Annotated in this window: 20 protein-coding genes; 14 read left to right on the forward strand and 6 right to left on the reverse strand. The window is 59.4% G+C overall.

Annotated elements, in window-relative coordinates; genetic code table 11:
* Window positions 1–183: 183 nt before the first annotated feature.
* The 3 genes from KEHDKFFH_RS14620 to KEHDKFFH_RS14630 are packed head-to-tail and all read left to right on the forward strand — an operon-like array spanning window position 184 to window position 2,682.
* The gene (locus KEHDKFFH_RS14620; RefSeq protein ID WP_104322581.1) at window positions 184–1,242 is read left to right on the forward strand and encodes an aminoglycoside phosphotransferase family protein; all 1,059 of its coding nucleotides are present in this window, start codon (window positions 184–186) and stop codon (window positions 1,240–1,242) included.
* Window positions 1,239–1,937 (forward strand): N-acetylmuramate alpha-1-phosphate uridylyltransferase MurU, encoded by a 699-nt coding sequence (gene murU, locus KEHDKFFH_RS14625; RefSeq protein WP_104322582.1) that lies wholly within the window; start codon window positions 1,239–1,241, stop codon window positions 1,935–1,937. Before KEHDKFFH_RS14620 ends, murU begins: the two co-directional genes overlap by 4 nt.
* A complete protein-coding gene (locus tag KEHDKFFH_RS14630; protein ID WP_104322583.1) occupies window positions 1,924–2,682 on the forward strand; it encodes a DnaJ domain-containing protein in 759 nt (252 codons plus the stop codon). Before murU ends, KEHDKFFH_RS14630 begins: the two co-directional genes overlap by 14 nt.
* Here KEHDKFFH_RS14630 and KEHDKFFH_RS14635 read toward each other — a convergent pair.
* Window positions 2,679–3,638 (reverse strand): DUF3530 family protein, encoded by a 960-nt coding sequence (locus KEHDKFFH_RS14635; protein ID WP_104322584.1) that lies wholly within the window; start codon window positions 3,636–3,638, stop codon window positions 2,679–2,681. The genes KEHDKFFH_RS14630 and KEHDKFFH_RS14635 overlap by 4 nt on opposite strands.
* A gap of 117 nt (window positions 3,639–3,755) precedes the next feature.
* Here KEHDKFFH_RS14635 and rpe point away from each other — a divergent pair, with 117 nt between their 5' ends.
* The 6 genes from rpe to trpC all read left to right on the forward strand — a co-directional run bounded on the left by rpe (window position 3,756) and on the right by trpC (window position 9,274).
* On the forward strand, window positions 3,756–4,442 hold the full coding sequence (rpe, locus tag KEHDKFFH_RS14640) for a ribulose-phosphate 3-epimerase (protein ID WP_104322585.1): 687 nt from the start codon (window positions 3,756–3,758) through the stop codon (window positions 4,440–4,442).
* Window positions 4,439–5,128 (forward strand): phosphoglycolate phosphatase, encoded by a 690-nt coding sequence (locus KEHDKFFH_RS14645; protein WP_104322586.1) that lies wholly within the window; start codon window positions 4,439–4,441, stop codon window positions 5,126–5,128. The genes rpe and KEHDKFFH_RS14645 overlap by 4 nt, the downstream gene beginning before the upstream one ends.
* Before the next feature lie 31 nt (window positions 5,129–5,159).
* A complete protein-coding gene (trpE, locus tag KEHDKFFH_RS14650) occupies window positions 5,160–6,647 on the forward strand; it encodes an anthranilate synthase component I (protein WP_104322587.1) in 1,488 nt (495 codons plus the stop codon).
* A 16-nt stretch (window positions 6,648–6,663) separates the two neighbouring features.
* Window positions 6,664–7,245, forward strand: a complete 582-nt coding sequence (locus KEHDKFFH_RS14655; protein ID WP_064229825.1) for an aminodeoxychorismate/anthranilate synthase component II — start codon at window positions 6,664–6,666, stop codon at window positions 7,243–7,245.
* An 11-nt stretch (window positions 7,246–7,256) separates the two neighbouring features.
* Window positions 7,257–8,285 carry an anthranilate phosphoribosyltransferase gene (gene trpD, locus KEHDKFFH_RS14660; RefSeq protein ID WP_104322588.1) on the forward strand — a complete coding sequence of 343 codons (1,029 nt, stop codon included), beginning with the start codon at window positions 7,257–7,259 and terminating at the stop codon, window positions 8,283–8,285.
* A 167-nt stretch (window positions 8,286–8,452) separates the two neighbouring features.
* Window positions 8,453–9,274, forward strand: coding sequence for an indole-3-glycerol phosphate synthase TrpC (trpC, locus tag KEHDKFFH_RS14665; protein WP_104322589.1), 822 nt, complete (start codon window positions 8,453–8,455; stop codon window positions 9,272–9,274).
* A gap of 153 nt (window positions 9,275–9,427) precedes the next feature.
* On the opposite strand, the gene KEHDKFFH_RS14670 is transcribed toward trpC, so the two are convergent.
* The 4 genes from KEHDKFFH_RS14670 to KEHDKFFH_RS14685 form a co-directional block, all read right to left on the reverse strand.
* Window positions 9,428–10,039: a DUF4202 domain-containing protein gene (locus KEHDKFFH_RS14670; RefSeq protein WP_104322590.1), complete on the reverse strand. Its 612-nt coding sequence runs from the start codon at window positions 10,037–10,039 to the stop codon at window positions 9,428–9,430.
* A 36-nt stretch (window positions 10,040–10,075) separates the two neighbouring features.
* Window positions 10,076–10,693, reverse strand: coding sequence for a glutathione S-transferase family protein (locus tag KEHDKFFH_RS14675; protein ID WP_104322591.1), 618 nt, complete (start codon window positions 10,691–10,693; stop codon window positions 10,076–10,078).
* A 91-nt stretch (window positions 10,694–10,784) separates the two neighbouring features.
* A complete protein-coding gene (locus tag KEHDKFFH_RS14680) occupies window positions 10,785–11,519 on the reverse strand; it encodes an alpha/beta fold hydrolase (RefSeq protein WP_104322592.1) in 735 nt (244 codons plus the stop codon).
* Window positions 11,520–11,559: 40 nt separating this feature from the next.
* The gene (locus tag KEHDKFFH_RS14685; RefSeq protein WP_104322593.1) at window positions 11,560–12,660 is read right to left on the reverse strand and encodes a M14 family zinc carboxypeptidase; all 1,101 of its coding nucleotides are present in this window, start codon (window positions 12,658–12,660) and stop codon (window positions 11,560–11,562) included.
* Window positions 12,661–12,960: 300 nt separating this feature from the next.
* Here KEHDKFFH_RS14685 and KEHDKFFH_RS14690 point away from each other — a divergent pair, with 300 nt between their 5' ends.
* The 4 genes from KEHDKFFH_RS14690 to KEHDKFFH_RS14705 all read left to right on the forward strand — a co-directional run bounded on the left by KEHDKFFH_RS14690 (window position 12,961) and on the right by KEHDKFFH_RS14705 (window position 17,053).
* Complete coding sequence (locus KEHDKFFH_RS14690) at window positions 12,961–13,926, forward strand: ABC transporter substrate-binding protein (RefSeq protein WP_104322594.1); 966 nt, start codon at window positions 12,961–12,963, stop codon at window positions 13,924–13,926.
* Between the two features lie 97 nt (window positions 13,927–14,023).
* On the forward strand, window positions 14,024–15,058 hold the full coding sequence (locus tag KEHDKFFH_RS14695; RefSeq protein WP_104322595.1) for an ABC transporter permease: 1,035 nt from the start codon (window positions 14,024–14,026) through the stop codon (window positions 15,056–15,058).
* 10 nt (window positions 15,059–15,068) lie between these two features.
* Window positions 15,069–16,127, forward strand: a complete 1,059-nt coding sequence (locus tag KEHDKFFH_RS14700) for a quaternary amine ABC transporter ATP-binding protein (RefSeq protein ID WP_064229805.1) — start codon at window positions 15,069–15,071, stop codon at window positions 16,125–16,127.
* A gap of 296 nt (window positions 16,128–16,423) precedes the next feature.
* Entirely contained in the window at window positions 16,424–17,053 is a 630-nt protein-coding gene (locus KEHDKFFH_RS14705; RefSeq protein WP_241956524.1) for a substrate-binding periplasmic protein, read from the forward strand.
* Here KEHDKFFH_RS14705 and KEHDKFFH_RS14710 read toward each other — a convergent pair.
* Complete coding sequence (locus KEHDKFFH_RS14710) at window positions 17,029–18,003, reverse strand: META domain-containing protein (protein ID WP_241956525.1); 975 nt, start codon at window positions 18,001–18,003, stop codon at window positions 17,029–17,031. The two genes, KEHDKFFH_RS14705 and KEHDKFFH_RS14710, sit on opposite strands and share 25 nt — an antisense overlap.
* Before the next feature lie 139 nt (window positions 18,004–18,142).
* Here KEHDKFFH_RS14710 and KEHDKFFH_RS14715 point away from each other — a divergent pair, with 139 nt between their 5' ends.
* Entirely contained in the window at window positions 18,143–18,889 is a 747-nt protein-coding gene (locus KEHDKFFH_RS14715) for a glutathione S-transferase family protein (RefSeq protein ID WP_104322598.1), read from the forward strand.
* Window positions 18,890–18,919: the final 30 nt, after the last annotated feature.

Genomic DNA, 18,919 nt, shown 5'->3' on the forward strand with positions numbered 1-18,919 from the left:
ACGGTGGCTGGATCCTGTTCCGGGTGAATTGGAGGACGGGCAGTAATAACCGCCGCCTAGTTTACACGTGCCCTCCGGGGTTGTTAACGGAAACTCCGCTGCAAAACCGATTTACCCTCTTTATACTCGTCTGCTAACTTTCGCTGTCAGCGACAACTTATTTTCAGGATCGCAACCCGAGCTATGGATACCCGCCTGCAGTTGCTGACCAACTGGGTCAGACAGTTTCCCGGCTTTGAACAGAGCGAAGCCGAACCGGTTTCCGGCGATGCCAGTTTTCGCCGCTATTTCCGGGTCTGGCAGCACGCCGATAAGGCGCCAGCTCCCGGCGACGGCGCGCCGTTTATTGTTATGGATGCACCCCCGGAACACGAAGACTGCGAGCCCTTCGTGACCATCGCACGGCACTGGCACCACCAGGGCATTGCCGTGCCGGAAATCGTCCAGGCCGATCTGACGCAGGGCTTTCTGCTGCTGGAGGATTTTGGCGACCAGTTGATGCTTGGCCAGCTGAACGCCGATTCCGCAGACCAGCTTTACCGGAACGCCCTGGAGGAATTGACCCTCATTGCCCGCCAGCCCTCCCCAGAGGATTACCCGCTACCGCCCTACGACGCCACCCTGCTCGAGCGGGAAATGGCGCTGTTTCCGGACTGGCTGCTGGAGCAACACCTGGGCATGAGCCTGGAAAACAGTGAGCGGGCTCTGCTGGAGACCACCTTTTCCATGCTGCGGGAGAGCGCCCTGGCACAACCGGAAGTAACGGTTCACCGGGACTACCACTCCCGCAACCTGCTGGTCCGCCCCAATGAACCGCGCCCCGGTGTCATCGATTTCCAGGATGCAGTCACCGGGCCGGTCACCTACGACGTCGTATCCCTGCTTAAAGATTGCTACATCCAGTGGCCGGAGGAGCGCATCTGCGACTGGCTGGAGGTGTTTCGCCAGAGCAGCCGGGACGCAGGCCTGCATCGGGCTGATCCGGAAACCTTCCGCCAGTGGTTTGAACTGATGGGCATGCAGCGTCACCTGAAGGCCGCCGGGATTTTCGCCCGGCTGTCGATCCGCGATGGCAAGCACGGCTATCTCGATGACATTCCCCGAACCGTGCAGTACCTGATCGTTGCCAGCAGTCGGCAGCCGGCCCTGCGACACTTCCACGAATGGCTCAGCGACACGGTCATGCCGCAAATCGAGGCGAACATTGGCCCGGCCCCCGGTCAGGAGCGCCCGCAGCCGTGAAAGCCATGATTCTCGCCGCCGGCAAGGGTGAACGCATGCGGCCACTGACTCTGGCCACACCAAAGCCCCTGCTCCGGGCCGCCGGCAAGCCTCTGATCAGCTACCATCTGGACCACCTTCGCCAGGCGGGAATCCGGGAAGTGGTGATCAATCATGCCTGGCTGGGTGATCAGATTGAAGAGACCCTGGGCAATGGCGAGCAGTTCGGTCTGTCCATTCAATATTCCCGGGAAGGCGAACCCCTGGAAACCGCCGGCGGAATAGTGCGCGCCCTGCCCCTGCTTGCCGACGATAAGTCTGACTGGATTCTGGTGATCAATGGCGATATCTGGAGCGATTTCGACCTGTCCCGACTGACACCGCCGGCTGACTCGGATGCCTTGCTGGTTGTCACCGACAACCCGCCACACCATCCTGAAGGCGACTTTCACCTGACCGATCGGGGATGGCTCATTGGCGACGGACCGGACAAGTTGACGTTCTCCGGCATCAGCCTGTTGCACCGGCGGCTGTTCGAAGGCCTGACCGACCAGGCGGGAAAGCTGGGCCCGGTACTGCGCAAAGCCATGGCCGAAGGCCGCGTGAAAGGCCTCTATCATCCAGGACAATGGGTAGACGTGGGCACTCCGGAACGGCTGCAGGCACTGGACAGGAAACTGGGCAACAGGGAATCCGAAAGCCATGGCGGGCAGTAACAGACAACCGGTGCTGCCGGCCCGGATGGAAGCCGAGTTCTCCAGCCTGATGCGGGAACTTTCTGCCTGCGGCCATCAGGCCCCGGCTCTGATTGAGCGCGCCCATCTGCCGCGCTGGTGCAGGCGCCCGTTGTTCTTTTTCCTGGGTTACATCGCCAAGGCCGAGGGGCGGGTGACAGAGGCCGATATTGGCTATGCTGAATCCCTGATCAAGGCCATGAAACTGTCCAAACGTCAGCGACGGCGGGCCATTGGCTGGTTCCAGCAGGGCAAGTCGGCCAGGCAACTGCCCTTCATCCGCGGGCTGGCCATGCGCCTGTCCCGTCGCCTTTGGCCGGCTCCGGCCCTGAAAACGGCCATCTGCCTGTGCCACGCCAGCCAGCTTAACGGCCGGCCCGGCAAGCCCAGACGCTACCGCTGCGAAGATGCCATTGACCAGATTGGACTGCCGGTAAGTATCAGCGAGGACATCTTCGACAGCTATGCCAGCAAGGTCTGGACCCGGCATAGCGAAAATCTCTCCCGTCCCACCAGTTATCAGCAGGCCTGCGAGCTTTTAGGAGTTACCCGGAGGGATTCTCTGGAAGTGATCAAGCGGGCCTACCGCAAGAAGGTCTCCGAGTGCCACCCGGACAAGCTGGCCCAACAGCAGGTCAGCCCCCGCGATCAGAGCCTGGCCAAGGAACGATTGCTTCACTATCAGCAGGCCTGGGAACTGATCAAGCGCCACAACACCTCCCGCTAGTCCTGGCGGGACTCCAGCCAGGCGGCAACGCGACTGGCGATCCCATCGCCCAGGGTTCCGGGCGCGGGAGTGAGCCAGGGAACCGGTTGTCGCTCAAAGCCACTCATGCCGGCCCGACGTAACCTCATCCCAATACTCCATTTCGTTTGATCATCAGCGGCTCCGGAAGGATACAGCTCCAGCAATTCAGTACTCAGCGACTCCAGACGTTCGGGCAGATCTGGCCGGTCAACGGGGTAAAACTGTGGAGCCACCCAGACAAGCGCAGCGGCATCAGCCCCCTCCAGCACCTGGTTGGTCACGTGTATGCTGGCTCGCCCGATTCCCAGAACAGCCGGTGTTTCATAGCCGCGCTCAACCAGCAGGGCCAGCCCTGCTTGAAGCGTCTCGCCGATCCGGCTTCGGTAGCGGGCCTCGAGATCATCGGCACTCTCTGAAGCCATGACATCGATCATTACCGATTCCGGTGCTTCCTGCTCACCCGTATCCGTTTCCGCCGATGGTTCTTCTACCACGGGGCGCATCAGGACTTCTGTCAGAACCGTTGACGGCGACTCCAAACCAAGGGTGAGCACGGCCCAGCCCCTGGAAGCCAGCCCCGCAGCCAGAGCCCCGGTCACTCCGGAAGCGGCGGTTTCGCCCTCGTCCGACAGAACCAGCACCGCGCCGCGGGCCGGCAATCTGGCCTCCGGATAGAGCAGCCCCAGCGCCCGGTCGCCCTCCTCAAGCTCCAGCCATACCGCTGCCTCGGGAAAGGTCTGGTTCAGGGAGCGCTCGCCGGTGCCTGTCCAGATCAGGGACCGACTTGCAGACTCGGTAGCCGGCGCCACCGAATCTTCAGCCTCGCCGGCCTGCGTACCCTCTTCCTGGCCGAAGCTGGTGGACGGCATGGCTAACATCAGCACCAGGATAAAAAACCAGGACACGACCGGCCGGTAAATCTCGAATCTCTGCACAGATACTGATCCTTTGACTGCGAAAAAACGCGACTGAGCTGTTAGACTAGCAGCCATCCTGAATGTGCGGCAGGGACCGCTGACCACGCCATTATCCATTGTTGTGAGAGAGCCGTCATGAATCCTTACCTGATTGCCCCATCCATCCTGTCCGCCGATTTCGCCCGCCTTGGCGAGGAAGTCGACAACGTACTGGCCGCTGGCGCGGACGTCGTGCACTTCGATGTAATGGACAATCACTATGTACCCAATCTCACCATTGGTCCCATGGTCTGCGAGGCGCTGCGCAAGCATGGCGTGACCGCCCCGATTGACGTACACCTGATGGTATCGCCGGTGGACGACCTCATCCGTATGTTTATCGACGCCGGGGCCAGTTACATTACCTTCCACCCGGAAGCAACCAACCATATTGATCGCTCACTGCAGCTGATCCGCGACGGTGGCTGCCAGGCCGGCCTGGTGTTCAACCCGGCCACGCCGCTGCATTACATGGACCATGTGATGGACAAGCTGGACATGGTGTTGCTGATGTCGGTAAACCCCGGCTTCGGAGGCCAGAAGTTCATTCCTGGCACCCTCGACAAACTGCGGGAAGCCCGCAAACGCATTGATGCCAGCAACTACAACATCCGGCTTGAAATCGATGGTGGTGTGAAAACCGAGAACATCCGGGAAATCGCCGAGGCCGGTGCCGACACCTTCGTGGCGGGGTCTGCCATCTTCAACACCGATGACTACAAAACCACCATTGATGCCATGCGCGAAGAACTGGAGCAGGCCCGCAGGGTGATCAGCCAATGAGCCTGGCCGGTTTGTTCAATCCCCGCTGGCCGGGCGTTGCCCTGTTCGATCTCGACGGCACCCTGGTGGACAGTGCGCCGGATCTCGCGGCCGCGGTTGATCAGATGCTCGAACACCTTGGCCGCTCTCCGGCCGGCATTGACCGGATAAGAAACTGGGTAGGCAACGGCGCCAGCGTTCTGGTTCGCCGGGCGCTGGCCGGCCAGGTAGATTGGGAACCGGCCCGGCCAAAAGACGATGCCCTGTTCAAGGATGCCCTGGCGATTTTCTATCACGCCTACGGCACCATCAACGGGCAGCATTCAGTGGTCTATGCCGGTGTCGAGGCCTGCCTCACGCATCTGAAGAACCAGGGCTGCCGACTGGGCATCGTCACCAACAAACCGGAACAGTTTGTGGCACCGTTGCTTGAGCAGATGGGACTGGACCACTGGTTTGATCTGACCGTGGGTGGCGACACCCTCCCGGTCAAGAAACCCGATCCCGCGCCCCTGCTCCATGCCATGGAGGCTTTAGGAGGAACCCGGGGAACCACGGTGATGGTGGGCGACTCCGGGGCCGATATTAATGCCGCACTGGCAGCAGGCATTCCCTGCGTGGCGGTCCGTTACGGCTACAATTATGGGCCCGCCGTGGATACCCTCGGTGCCGATGCGGTTGTTGATTCGCTGGCCGAGCTTTTGTAAAGATGCAACTCCGATTTCAGGAAACCGCACCATGACACCCGAGCAATTCGCCGAGCTCGCCGACGCCGGCTTTAACCGCATCCCTGTATACCGCGAGGTTCTGGCCGACCTCGACACACCGCTGAGCACCTATCTGAAACTCGCCAGCGGGCCCTACTCCTATCTGTTCGAATCCGTCCAGGGCGGCGAGAAATGGGGCCGTTATTCGATCATTGGTTTGCCCAGCCACGAGGTGCTGAAGGTCTTTGACCACAAGGTCGAAATCAGTCGCGGCGGCGAGATTGTCGAGACGGAAGACGTGGACGACCCTCTGGCCTTCGTCGAGGCTTACCAGAAACGCTTCCATGCGCCGGACCTGGACGAGCTGCCCCGTTTCAACGGGGGCCTCGTGGGCTACTTCGGCTACGACACCGTGCGCTATATCGAAAAGCGGCTGCGCAAGAGCTGCCCGCCGGACAAGATCGGCACGCCGGATATCTTGCTGATGGTGTCCAACGAGATCGTGGTGTTCGACAACCTGCGTGGCAAGCTGCACCTGATCGTGCATGCCGATCCTGCCGTGGAAGGCGCCTTTGACAAGGCACAGAGCCGAATTGATGAACTGGAGAACCGTCTGCACCGGCAAACCGCCGACGCGCCACGCACCCCCGAACACCTTCGTGGCAAGACCGTGGACGAAAGCGACTTCATCTCCGGCTTTACCCAGGACAAATTCGAAGCCGCGGTGGACAAGATCAAGGGCTACGTGCTCGACGGCGATGTCATGCAGACGGTGATCTCCCAGCGCATGTCGATTCCCTTCGAGGCACCACCGCTGAACCTGTACCGGTCGCTGCGTGTACTGAACCCGTCCCCGTACATGTATTTCCTGGATCTGGAGGACTTCCAGATCGTGGGCTCCTCTCCGGAAATCCTGGCCAGGGTGGAAGACGAGGAAGTCACCGTGCGACCCATCGCCGGTACCCGCAAGCGCGGCGCCACCGATGCCGAGGACAAGGCGCTGGAGGCGGAACTGCTGGCCGATCCGAAAGAGATCGCCGAGCACCTGATGCTGATCGACCTGGGTCGCAACGATGCCGGCCGGGTGTCGGAAACCGGCACGGTTCGGCTCACCGACAAGATGATTGTCGAGCGCTACTCCCACGTGATGCACATTGTCTCCAACGTCACCGGCCGGCTGAAAGACAACACCAGCTGCCTGGACGTGCTGCGCGCCACCCTGCCCGCCGGCACCCTCAGTGGTGCGCCCAAGATCCGGGCCATGGAAATCATCGACGAGCTGGAGCCGGTCAAGCGCGGCGTCTATGGTGGCGCCGTGGGCTACCTGTCGTTCAACGGCAACATGGATACCGCCATCGCCATCCGTACCGCCGTGATCAAGGACAACACCCTGCACATCCAGGCCGGCGCCGGTGTGGTGGCTGATTCGGTGCCCCGCCTCGAGTGGAAGGAAACCATGAACAAGGGCCGCGCCATTTTCCGCGCGGTGGCCATGACCTACAACGATTTCGACCACTGAGGCGGAGGAACGGATTATGTTGCTGATGATCGATAACTACGATTCCTTCACCTACAACGTGGTGCAGTACCTGGCAGAACTGGGCGCCGATGTGCAGGTGTATCGCAACGATGAAATCACCATCGAACAGATTGAAGCGATGAACCCGGAACGGCTGGTGATATCCCCTGGCCCCTGCACCCCGAACGAGGCCGGTATCTCCATGGAGGCCATCCGGCATTTTGCCGGCAAGCTGCCAATCCTGGGCATCTGCCTGGGCCATCAGGCCATTGGCCAGGTCTACGGCGGTGACGTTATTCGCGCCGGCCGGGTCATGCACGGCAAGGTGTCCCCGGTATTCCACAAGGACACCGGCGTATTCCGTGGCCTGAGCAACCCGCTGCAGGCGACCCGTTATCACAGTCTGGTGATTGACAAGACCACCCTGCCCGACTGCCTGGAAGTGACCGCCTGGACCCGCAACGACGACGGCTCCATTGAGGAGATCATGGGGGTTCGCCACAAGACGCTGCCCATTGAGGGCGTGCAGTTCCATCCGGAGTCTATTATGACGGAACAGGGCCACGAACTGCTGCGCAACTTTCTGAGAACACAATAAGAGGCCGACACATGGACATGAAAGAAGCTCTCAACCGCATTGCCTCCAACCTGGACCTGTCCCGGGCGGAAATGAAGGACGTGATGCGCATCGTCATGAACGGCGAGGCCACGGACGCCCAGATCGGCGCGTTTCTCATGGGGTTGCGCCTGAAAAGCGAAACCATCGATGAAATCACCGGCGCCACCGAGGTCATGCGCGAGCTGGCCACCAAGGTAACGGTCAAGGCCGAGCCTCTGGTGGACATCGTCGGTACCGGCGGCGATGGCGCCAACCTGTTCAACGTGTCTTCCGCTGCCTCGTTCGTGGTGGCAGCGGCCGGCGGCTTCGTGGCCAAGCACGGCAACCGGGCCGTCTCGTCCAAGAGCGGCAGTGCCGACCTTCTGGAAAAGCTGGGTATCAACCTGAGCATGAAACCGGAGGAAGTGGCCCGCTGCGTCGAGGAAATCGGTGTCGGCTTCATGTTCGCCCCGGCCCATCACGGCGCCATGAAGCACGCCATTGGCCCCCGCAAGGAGCTGGGCTGCCGGACCATTTTCAACATCCTGGGCCCGATGACCAATCCCGCTGGCGTTAAGCGCCAACTGGTGGGCGTGTTCACCCGGGAACTGTGTCGCCCGATGGCGGAAGTGCTGCATCGCCTGGGGGCGGAGCACATCATGGTAGTCTGCTCGAAAGATGGCCTGGACGAGATCAGCCTGGCCAGCGCCACCCATGTGGCGGAGCTGAAGAACGGCGAAGTCACCGAATACGACATCACCCCGGAGGATCTGGGCATCAAGAGCCAGTCGCTGGTTGGCCTGACCGTCGATACCGCCGAAGATTCCCTGAGGCTGATCCGCGCCGCGTTTGGTCGAGGCCACGATGAAATGGCCGAGAAAGCCCGGGACCTGATTGCCCTGAACGCCGGCGCGGCAATCTACGTTGCGGGACTGGCAAGCAACGCCAAAGAAGGCGTCGATATGGCCCTGGACGCCATGGGCTCTGGCCTCGCCGCCGGCAAGATGTCGGAACTGGCTGATTTTTCTCAGTGCTTTTGATCGACTAAGACTGCCGGCTTTTCGGCAGGACGATCCGGTGGGGCAGGGCTTTCCAAAACACGCCCGTGAATACATCCCTGTAGGGCTTGGCTGCAGCCATCCATGGCTGCAGACAGTTTTGGAAAGCCCTGCCCCACCGGCTCTCGCTAACTATTTGCAGGCATGTAATGACTGACAGACATTTGGATAAGACACCTACGATTCTTCGGAAAATTGTTGATCGTAAGTGGGAAGAAATCGACGACCGGAAACTGAAGGTTTCGGTCGCTGACCTGAAGGCAATGGCGGGCGACCAAGAACCCGCACGTGGTTTTGCCAACGCACTTCGGCAGCGAATCGAGCAACAGAAACCCGCTGTTATCGCCGAAATCAAGAAAGCCTCACCGAGCAAGGGCATCCTGCGCGATCCGTTCGAGCCGGCCGTTATTGCCGAAAGCTACGAAAACGGCGGAGCGGCCTGCCTTTCCGTGCTTACCGACCGCGACTTCTTTCAGGGCCATGAGGACTACCTGGTCGCCGCCCGCAATGCCTGCGGCCTGCCGGTGATCCGTAAGGACTTCATGGTCGCGCCCTACCAGGTCTATGAAAGCCGGGCCATCGGCGCCGACTGCATCCTCCTGATTGCTGCATGCCTGACCAAAGACCAGATGCAGGAGCTGGAGGGCATTGCCCATGAGATCGGTCTGGATGTGCTGGTGGAAGTCCACGATGGCGAGGAACTGGACGATGCGTTGACGCTGACGACTCCTCTGGTCGGCATCAACAATCGCAATCTTCACACTTTCGATGTATCGCTGGACACCACCTTCGATCTGCACGAGCGGATCTCAAGGGATCGGCTGACCATTACCGAGAGTGGCATCATGACGCGCAGCGACGTGGAAGCGATGACTGCTCGCGGGATTTACGGCTTTCTTGTAGGCGAATCTTTTATGCGGGCGGACCAGCCTGGCCAGAAACTCCAGGAGCTGTTCTTTCCAGAAGGCTAACTCACAGGCTTATACAGACTAGCGGGTACGACCTGCCAAAATCGTGCGGAGCCATGGATGGCGGAGCCGAGCGTACAGGGACGTATTCACAGCGTATTTTGGCAGGTCGTACCCGCTGGTCTGTGCACAAAAGTACGCAACAGGCAATTAAGACTAAGCCTCGGCCAAAGCCTCCTGTAGCAAGTCCAATAAATGCGCCGGCATGCCCTCCGCCAGCCTGAGTGCCGCCTCGTGCCCACGGGGAGACATCTTGCCCCAGGTCCGGCGCACGATGCGTAACCACTTCTCCCGATCGTAGTCCGCTTTTGCCTCGTAGAAATCAGCGAAATATCGTTCCAGAAAGACCATGCAGGCAACGTCTTCCAGGAGCTGCGTGTCGGCATCCTGCCTCAGTTCCCGCTTGGTCAGGATGGTCTCTACCCGCTCACACTCGGCCGGCGGATAACCACATTCTGCCATGATTTCCGCTGCCCGCCGGCCGTGCATCCGGCCACAGGCCTGACGCCACTGGTAATAGGCTTTGCGACCTTCCGGATAGTCCTTCCGAGGCATGGTCCAACGCTCTATGTGCTGGGCGCGGCAGGCGATCTGCATGCGTTCGGACGGTTCGGATGCAAGCTCGAACAGCCAGCGGGTCATGTGCAGGCTGTAGGCATACTCCTTTGGCAGGAGTTCATCGCCAACCCGCTCCTGGTTCGGGTCGGCCTTATTCGCCAGGTCAATCGCAGCCAACGCGCATAGGAGGCTCGAATCCGTTGTGGTCATTAACGTTTCTCTTCCAGTTCCAGGGTAGCCCGGGCCTCAGGCCTGGGCCGAAGGACGGGCCTTGATGCGGTCGTACCAGGCCTGCAGATTGGTCTGCTCCGGCTTGATACGGATACCTACCACACGGGCAAACGCCACCGTGGTGAAGGCATTGATGTCGGCGGCCGTGAACCGGTCGCAGCAGATATATTCCTTGCCCTCCAGCTGCTTGTCGAGGAAGTGCATGAACTTCTCCACATTCTTGCCGCACTCCTCGCCCCACTCCTTGATCGGGTTCATCCGGTCCTTGAAGTAACCCGTGGTGTGCTGGAAACACATGCCGGTGGGCATGAAAAAGTAATACTCGATCCAGCGCAGCCACTGTTCGAGTTGTGCTTTTTCCAGAGGGGTGTCGCCCAGCAGGCTCGGCGTATCCGGGTAGCTCTCTTCAAAGTAACGGCAGATCGCCATGGTCTCAGCAATGCAGGTGCCGTCATCCAGCTCCATGACCGGCACCTTTTTCATCGGATTCCGGGCGGTATATTCCGGGGTCAGGTTTTCACCCTTCTGCAGATCAATCTCGATGAACTCAGCCTTGTCCAGAAGACCTTTCTCGGCCATGAACATGCGCACGCGGCGGGGGTTGGGGGCGGTTTTGGTTTCGAAGATTTTCATTATTATCGGCTCCGTTCCTTTTCAATGACGGCTTTGGCGGTTCAAAACGAGAAGACTGACCGGAAAGAAGAGTTGCGTCAAGCAACCGGCGCTAGCGCGGCAACCAGTTGCGGAGCTGCTGGATAATCCACTCCGGGTCGTCGAGGGGGAGGTCATGCCCTGCATCCGGGTGCAGTTTCATGGTCCATTGCCAGCGTTCTTCCAGCGCCGCACTGCAGCGCCAATGAACAATACGGTCACCCCGGCTGGCCAGCACCAGGGCGTCTGGCAGCGGGCGCTTCTCGCCTGGCTTATAGCGGGCCGCTGCAGTCAGCTGGTTGAGGGCGTTTCGGGGGCTGACAGGGCGCTGCCGCTGGATACTGTACCACTGTTTTGCCAGTGATAAGGGGATCTCTCGATTGGAGGTAAGCCTCAGGATGTCCCGCTCGCGATCAAACAGCTCCCGGCGCCCCAACAGGCGCAGCACCCTTGGCCAGGCTCCCGGCCGCATGCGCTGCCAGGGTGGGCTGAAGCCGGAACTGGTGTTGATCAGAACCAGATTTTGAATCTGGCCCTCGGGGGCGTGCTGGGCCCAGTCCAGTGCCACCATACCACCCATCGAGAGCGCCAGAATGCTGAAGGGTCCGGGAATATGGCTGACTTGCCTGGAAACCTTCTCCCGGATAGCCGTCACGGTTGACGGGCTGTTTTCCCGATAGTGCACACCCGTGCCAGGCAGATCAACCGTATGGAACTGGTAGTCGGGAAACGCTTCCCGCAGGCAAGACGGAAAATCTCCCCAGTGCGCGTGTTCCCTAGTGAGCCCCCGCAACAGAATCCAGTGCATACAGAAGTTCCGATAAATGGTGCCCAGACCCACTGAATCGCTAGTGAGAATCGCGATACCAGTGCATGATCGCGGCTTCCCTCAGCATGGACTCCTCCTCCCGAACCGGCAACCAGTTTTCGTGGCTGGCGGCGGCGTTAACCAGAAAGTCCATCCAGGCCAGGTGGCTGCGCAAAACCCGCTTGTGGCGATGGGGAACCAGGGGATTGAAAAAGCCATCCAGTCTCAGCAGCTGACGCGGGCGCTTGCGGATCCACCGCCAGGAACCCATTTCCAGTGTCAGAGGCAGGAAAACACCGGCGTTTTCACGATTTACCTGCTTATAGAAGTAGTCCCACAAGTCACCGTGAGTCAGGTAATGTCGGGACTGGGGTTCAAAACGGTAATCGTGGTTGGGATAGGCCTGCTCCCAGATCAGTTTCAGCGCCATAACCGAAGCGATCCGGCGCATGGGCCGCCGCCGGTAGGCATACGGAAACCAGATTTGATCCTGCATACCGAAGCCGGAATGGCAGTCCAGCGCAACACTGAACGGTCGCCCTGGCAGCAATCCCTCGATCACCGCCTCCAGCGCCTGGTTTTCAGGCTCCATGCCCTGTTCGGGGTCTCCGGTGTACCAGGGTAAACGGGGGGAGATCCGCTGCCCGCCGAGCAGGAACGCGCTGCGATCCTGGGCGGTGATCGGCGCATTGCGCATCAGATCCACGCCATTGGGATTACTGCGCTGATTCAGGTACATGCCGCCCGGGTTGAGAATGGGCAAAAGGGTAATCCGCACCTTCTGCAACAAGCCCGCCAGATGTTCATCCCAGGTCACTCTGGCGAGCAGCGACTTCACCCAGGCCATCACCACCTGGCTGCCAATACGCTCCAGCCCATGCACACCACCAACAATCAATACCGCCGGCACATCCGGTCGGGATGAACCGATATCGACCCGGTAGATGGGCAGCAGCAGATCCTTCATGGCGATGCGCTCAACCACCTGTGTGGTTGCAAGTTCCGGCGCTTCTGCCAGCAGTCGCTCGAGCCCGACCAGTTCCGGGAGAAAGGTTCTCAACAACCGGCGCTGGCGACCATCACGGCTGGCCTGCTCCTGGGAAATCGACGTGTGGGGTGTCAGGTCGCGCAGCTCTGTCATGGCGTTCTCCGGTATCAGGTCCGCGGAGTGTAACCGTTGATTGCTACAACTTATTGACAGCTCTCCGAGAGCATAATGTGTCCCCTTTATAGATACATTTGGAATACGCCCTTGTAACTGAGCTGAGGTTCGTTATCCTTGTTGATAGGTATTAACCGAGATGTTTTGATTTGTTCGACCATAACAGCGACCATAAACCAGCTGTTTTCCCGATCCTTCCGGATCGCGGCCTCCTTGTATCGGCAATAACACCGACAACACCCTCCAAAAATCACAAACCCTGAAGAAGGAGAAGTGACTATGCGAAAGCTCAAGTCTACTGCACTGCTTTGCGCGCTATCCGTACCCGTCGCGGCCCAGGCCGATTGCGGCGAGGTATCCATCACGGAAATGAACTGGGCGTCCAACACGGTCGTCACCAACGTGGCCACCTTTATCATGGAGCAGGGCTACGGCTGTGACGTCACCATCGTTCCTTCCGATACTGTTCCGGCGGTCACCTCGGTTGCCGAGAACGGTGAGCCTGACATTGTGACCGAACTGTGGCTCAACTCCGCGGGCGAGGCCTACCTGCGCCTGGAAGAACAGGGCAAAGTCGAGCGACTGGGCAAAGTCCTTGATCCGGGTGGCGTTGAAGGCTGGTGGATTCCCACTTATCTCGCGGAAAAGCACCCTGAACTGAAAACCATCGAAGGTGTGATGGCCAATCCAGAGCTCGTCGGCGGTCGGTTCAATAACTGCCCGGACGGCTGGGGCTGCCGTGTTGTCAGTGACAACCTGATTCGCGCCCTGGATCTCGAAGAGTCCGGCATCAAGGTCTTTAACCACGGCTCTGGCGAAACCCTGGCGTCCTCCATGGCCTCCGCTGTCCAGAAAGAAGAGCCCTGGTTTGGCTACTACTGGGGCCCAACCGTCCCGCTCGGCAAGTACGACATGACCCGGGTTGACCTCGGTGAGATCAAGCCGGACGTGCACCAGAAGAACCAGACACCGGATGTTGATAACCCGGGTGTTTCCGACTTCCCCGCGGCCACTATCCTGACGTCGGTAACCACCGACTTCAAAGATCGCGAGCCGGAAGTGGCAGAGATGCTCAGCAAGCTGACATTCAAGACCGAGACCATGAGTAACATCCTGGCCTGGATGGACTCTAACAACGCGTCTGGCGAGGAAGCTGCGGTTTACTACCTCACCAATAACAGCGACGAGTGGTCAACCTGGCTGAACGACTCCGCAAGAGAGCGGCTGGCCAACGTTCTTAACTGATCGACCTGCCCCGCCCGGGACACTCCCTAGTGGTGTCCCGGGCCGTTTCCCGAAAACCGTTCTGATTTCAGACGCGCGCAGGAGAGACTGACCGCCCATGGCAACCTACGACTCGCTTTTTTCATCACTGGGCCTTGAGCAGTGGTGCTCGGAAGGCAAAAGCAGCGGCCCCATGTCGATGGCCGATTTGCTGAATAAAAACAAGGGAGAGAGCGCCGAACCGGCCTCACTATGGGAGCTCCCGTTTCCATCCATGGACGCCCTGAACGAATCCTGTGCCGCATTTCCCCAGTCCCGGGAGCTTACCAAGGGCCTGGAACAGGGATTTCTGGCAATAAAAGACAGCCTGAGCCTGGTTCTGGACCCATTAACCCAGCCGCTCAGCTGGTTCCTGGATGGGGCCCTCTACGCCATGCTGAACACACCCTGGTGGATCGTGATCCCACTGTTATTGGCGGTCGTTTACGTGGTTACCAAATCCTGGAAACTGATGCTGTTCGTAGGTGGCAGTATCGTGCTGCTGGCCTTCATCGACCATTATGATTACGCCATGCAAACCCTGGCGATCATCTTTGTGTGCGCCTTCCTGTGTGTGTTGCTGGGTGTACCCATAGGCATCGCCATGGCCCGGAGTAATTCGCTGCAGCGCATGATCATACCGGTTCTGGACATGCTGCAGACTCTGCCACCCTTTGTGTATCTGATCCCGCTCATCTTCCTGTTCAGTGTCACCGAATCAAAGCTGTACGGTATTGCCATCATCCTCTACGCCATTGTTCCGGTAATCCGGCTGACGAACCTGGGTATCCGGCTGGTGGACAAGGACGTGATTGAAGCCGCCGACGCCTTTGGCATGACGCCCAGACAGAAACTCTACAAGGTGCAGATTCCACTGGCACTGCCCAACATCATGGCCGGGGTTAACCAGACCATCATGATGAGCCTTGCCATGGTCGTAATCGCATCCCTGGTGTCCGCACCCGGGCTTGGCGTTCTGGTTCTTCGGGGTATCCGTAATCTGGAACTGGGTGTTGGCCTGGTATCCGGCCTTGGCATTGTGATCCTGGCGGTGATTCTCGACCGGGTAACCAAGGCGTCCCTGGCACGCATCAACGTCTCCCAGAAGCAGTGAGGTAAGCCCCATGGCAAAAGACATCAAGATTTCGATCCGGAACCTTTACAAGATCTTCGGCCCGACCCCGGATGTTGCCCTGGAGTATGTTCGCAAGGGCATGGGCAAAGCCGATCTGCTGGAACAACAGCGACACGTCCTCGGCCTGCGTGATATCAACGTGGATATGCACGATGGCGAGATTACCGTAATCATGGGCCTGTCCGGTTCCGGGAAATCCACCCTGATCCGGCATCTTAACCGGCTGATCGACCCTACAGCCGGTGAAATCCGCGTCGACGGCGAGGACATCATGAGCTACACCGAGGAGCAGCTGCGCAAGCTCCGCCGGGAACGTATGTCGATGGTGTTCCAGAAGTTTGCCCTGCTGCCTCACAAGACGGTGCTCGAGAACGCCGGCATGGCCAAGGACATTCGGGGCTACACAACCTCGGACTTTGAGGCCGATGCCCGTAAATGGCTTGCCCGGGTTGGACTGGAAGGCAACGAATACCAGTATCCGCATCAATTGTCCGGCGGCATGCAGCAGCGCGTGGGTATCGCCCGGGCCCTGGTGTCCGACGCCCCGATCATGCTGATGGACGAAGCCTTCTCGGCACTGGACCCGCTGATTCGCTCCGATATGCAGGACCTGTTACTGGAGCTGCAGGAAGAGCTCAAGAAAACCATCGTATTCATCACCCACGACCTGGATGAGGCCCTGAAGCTGGCCGATCACCTGGTCATTTTGAAAGACGGCGAAGTGGTGCAACAGGGGGATCCCCAGGAGATTCTGCTAAACCCGGGCGATCCCTACATTGTCGACTTCATCAGCGATATCAACCGGGCCCGGGTGCTCAGGGTACGATCTGTGATGAGCCCGCCGGACGATGGTGATTCCGAGTTTGCCGGGGATATTTCGGAAAAAGACAACCTGGAATCGGTACTTCTGAAATCCGAAGGCGACATGTCTTTGAATTTCCGGGTGGTCCGGGACGATCAGCATGTGGGCACTCTGCACATGAAAGATCTGGCCCGTGCACTGGTGCCGACAGCCGCGTCAGCCGACAGGAGCAAAACCGCGGCCTAGCACCATTTTGTTCATTACAAAACCGCCGCCAGGGTCTATGCTTCAGGTAAAGCCGACGGTTTCGGCATTCTGGTTTTATCGCCATGGCAAAACCCCTGGTTCTCTCGATTGCGCTCTTTCTTGCCGCCTGCTCGCAGCCAGAGGACCCGCCATCGCTGGTTCCTGAAACAGTAGCAAAGGCAACGAAGACAGCTCCCGCAGCGCCGGCTCCCACAGAGCCGCGTCAGAGCATAGTTATTGCCGCTGATCCCTGGTGCCCTCACAATTGTGAAGCCGGCTCCGGGCACGAAGGATATATGATAGATATCGCCAGGGAAGCGTTTGGCCTGGCAGGTATCAATGTGGAATACGTGAATATGAGTTGGGCTCGGGCACTCCAGCAAGCCAGGGACGGCTATGTGGATGCCGTTGTCGGAGCCCTTCCCGGAGATGCACCGGACTTTGTGTTTCCCAAGGCCGCCATTGGCTACTCCAAGATTGCGCTCTACACCCACCCTGACAACAATTGGCAGTTCAGTGGCGTCGATTCACTCAGCCAGTTCACCCTGCTGGCGATCAATGGCTATGCCTATTCACCGGAACTTGATAGCTATATCGCGAAGTATCAGGACGACCCGGAAAAGGTCTGGATACTCTCGGGCCCGGCGCCGCTCAGCCGCGCTATCGAACTCCTGCACCAACGCCGCTCTGACGTATTTCCGGAAGATCGCTACGTGATGCAGTGGCAACTGGAACAGGATGGCAGCGCTGAAAGTCTGAGAATGGCCACGGTGATCCATGAGTCACCGCTGTATGTTGCATTTTCCCCGGTCGGCAGTGACTCCCTCGAGCTCGCAGCGCTCCTGTCGGAGGGAGCCAAAGCCCTGCAGAGCACCGGCCGGGTAGCGGAGATACTGGCCCGTTACGGACTATCATGGTCGGACTGAAACGCCCGCATCGTCCCGCCGTCGGCTGTCGACAGGAGCAACTCGCCGTGTTGACCAATACGAACTGACGTCACCTGACCCAAAAGGGTGAGAAACCGATCCTCCTGATTCATCAGCGCTGGCGCGCAGGCCATCCGGGTTGATGCCAATGGACCGATGGCAACGCCTTCGCCCCTGAGCTGATAGCTGCCGGTATAGCGGTTGCACGAAGCCTGCCCCGCCATTCTGTTGTCCTCAAGAAACTCAATGGTGATCCGTGACCGGTCAATAATGCCTGTTCCTGCAAGATCCTCAACAACCCACACGGCGCCCCGCAAGAGGCGTTGACGATCCCCGCCACACCCGGTGAATTCGTCACTGCCAACTACCAGGCGCACCTGCGCCGGGTATTGCGCCCCGGACATACTGTCTTCGCAAAGTTGTCGGGCCACCGTGAGCCTGATGGGCAGATCATCCAGCGTCGCCACATACTCCCGACCGTGGCGGTTGGCTGTTTTCAGTTCAACCGAAACCCGGCGCGTGCCCTGCTCCTCGAATGGGCGTGTTAACAACAGCTCGCCTCCCTCAAGCGTCGCATGCCAGAAGGGCTCATTGCCACGGGCCTCAAAAGGCATTTCCAGGTCACCCGGCTGTAAACATTCCGGGTACGTTTGCCCCCGTATCGTCAGGGTCGCTTTTTCACCCTTGCTCCAGAAACGAGTCTGGTCATCGCCCGGGGCAACATACAGGGCTCCCGAGGCGCTTTCCTCCGGCTTGAGCAGAACCCGCCGGTCCAGATAATCGACACTGATCAGATCGCTGTCCTCATTACCGGATACGGCTATATCAAGTTGCCCGCACGCATAGCTGCCGGAAACCGGCTGACTGGTATTGGGCAGAGAGGAGCAGGCGGAGACAGCAAGGCCCGCCGCCGTGACGACGGACAACATCAGAACTCGTCGTGAGTGCATGGTCAGTTCCCTTGTAGGCATGTTTTCGACCTACATTTTAGAAGCCAACGACGGACGAGGCCACCATGAGTGTTCGACGAGACTTCTTATACCGCCTCACCGGCAGTATGCTAGAACGCTGAACCGAGGAGACGACCCCATGGCGCTGAAACTTCACCAATTTGCCATTTCCCACTATTGCGAAAAAGTCCGATGGGCCCTGGATTACAAGGGACTCAACTATGAAACGGTCAATCTGCTGCCCGGGCAGCATGTAAAAACCATCCGGAAACTGACTGGCCAGGCCTCGTCAGTACCGGTCCTGGAGCATGATGGCCAGGTGGTTCAGGGCTCAGCGGCCATCCTGGATTACCTGGATCAGACCTTTCCCGAGCACTCCCTGACTCCGAACGATCCGGAATTGCGCGAGCAGGCGCTGGCCTGGGAACGGCGGCTGGACGAGGAAGCCGGCCCCGCCATACGCTGCTACTCCTACCACCACTTCCTTCAGCGCCCCAAAATCGTGGTACCGATGCTGGCTGCCGGTACGCCATTCTATAACCGGATAATCCTCAGCCTGGCGTTCAGTCGGGTTGATGAAGTCATGCGCCAGTGGATGAAGATCAACGAGAAGACCTCGGAAAAATCCCGGCAGGTAATGGAAGATCTTCTTACCGAGCTGGCAGGCATCTATGCCGGGCGCCCTTTCCTGGTTGGCGACCAGTTCACCCGTGCCGACCTGACGGCCGCGGCCCTGTTTGCGCCCATGTTCCAGCCCGCGCAATACCCGGTGCCCTGGCCAAAACCTGCCCGGATTCCCAGGGACATCAAGACCTGGCTGGACCAGTGGCAACAGCAGATCCTTCCCCTGGAGAAAATCTACAGTGAAAACCGCCAGCCCAACTGAGTCCGCCGGTGTCGGAATTCGTCAGCCAAT

It is taken from the genome of Marinobacter maroccanus (assembly GCF_002933275.1).
Taxonomy (GTDB): domain Bacteria; phylum Pseudomonadota; class Gammaproteobacteria; order Pseudomonadales; family Oleiphilaceae; genus Marinobacter; species Marinobacter maroccanus.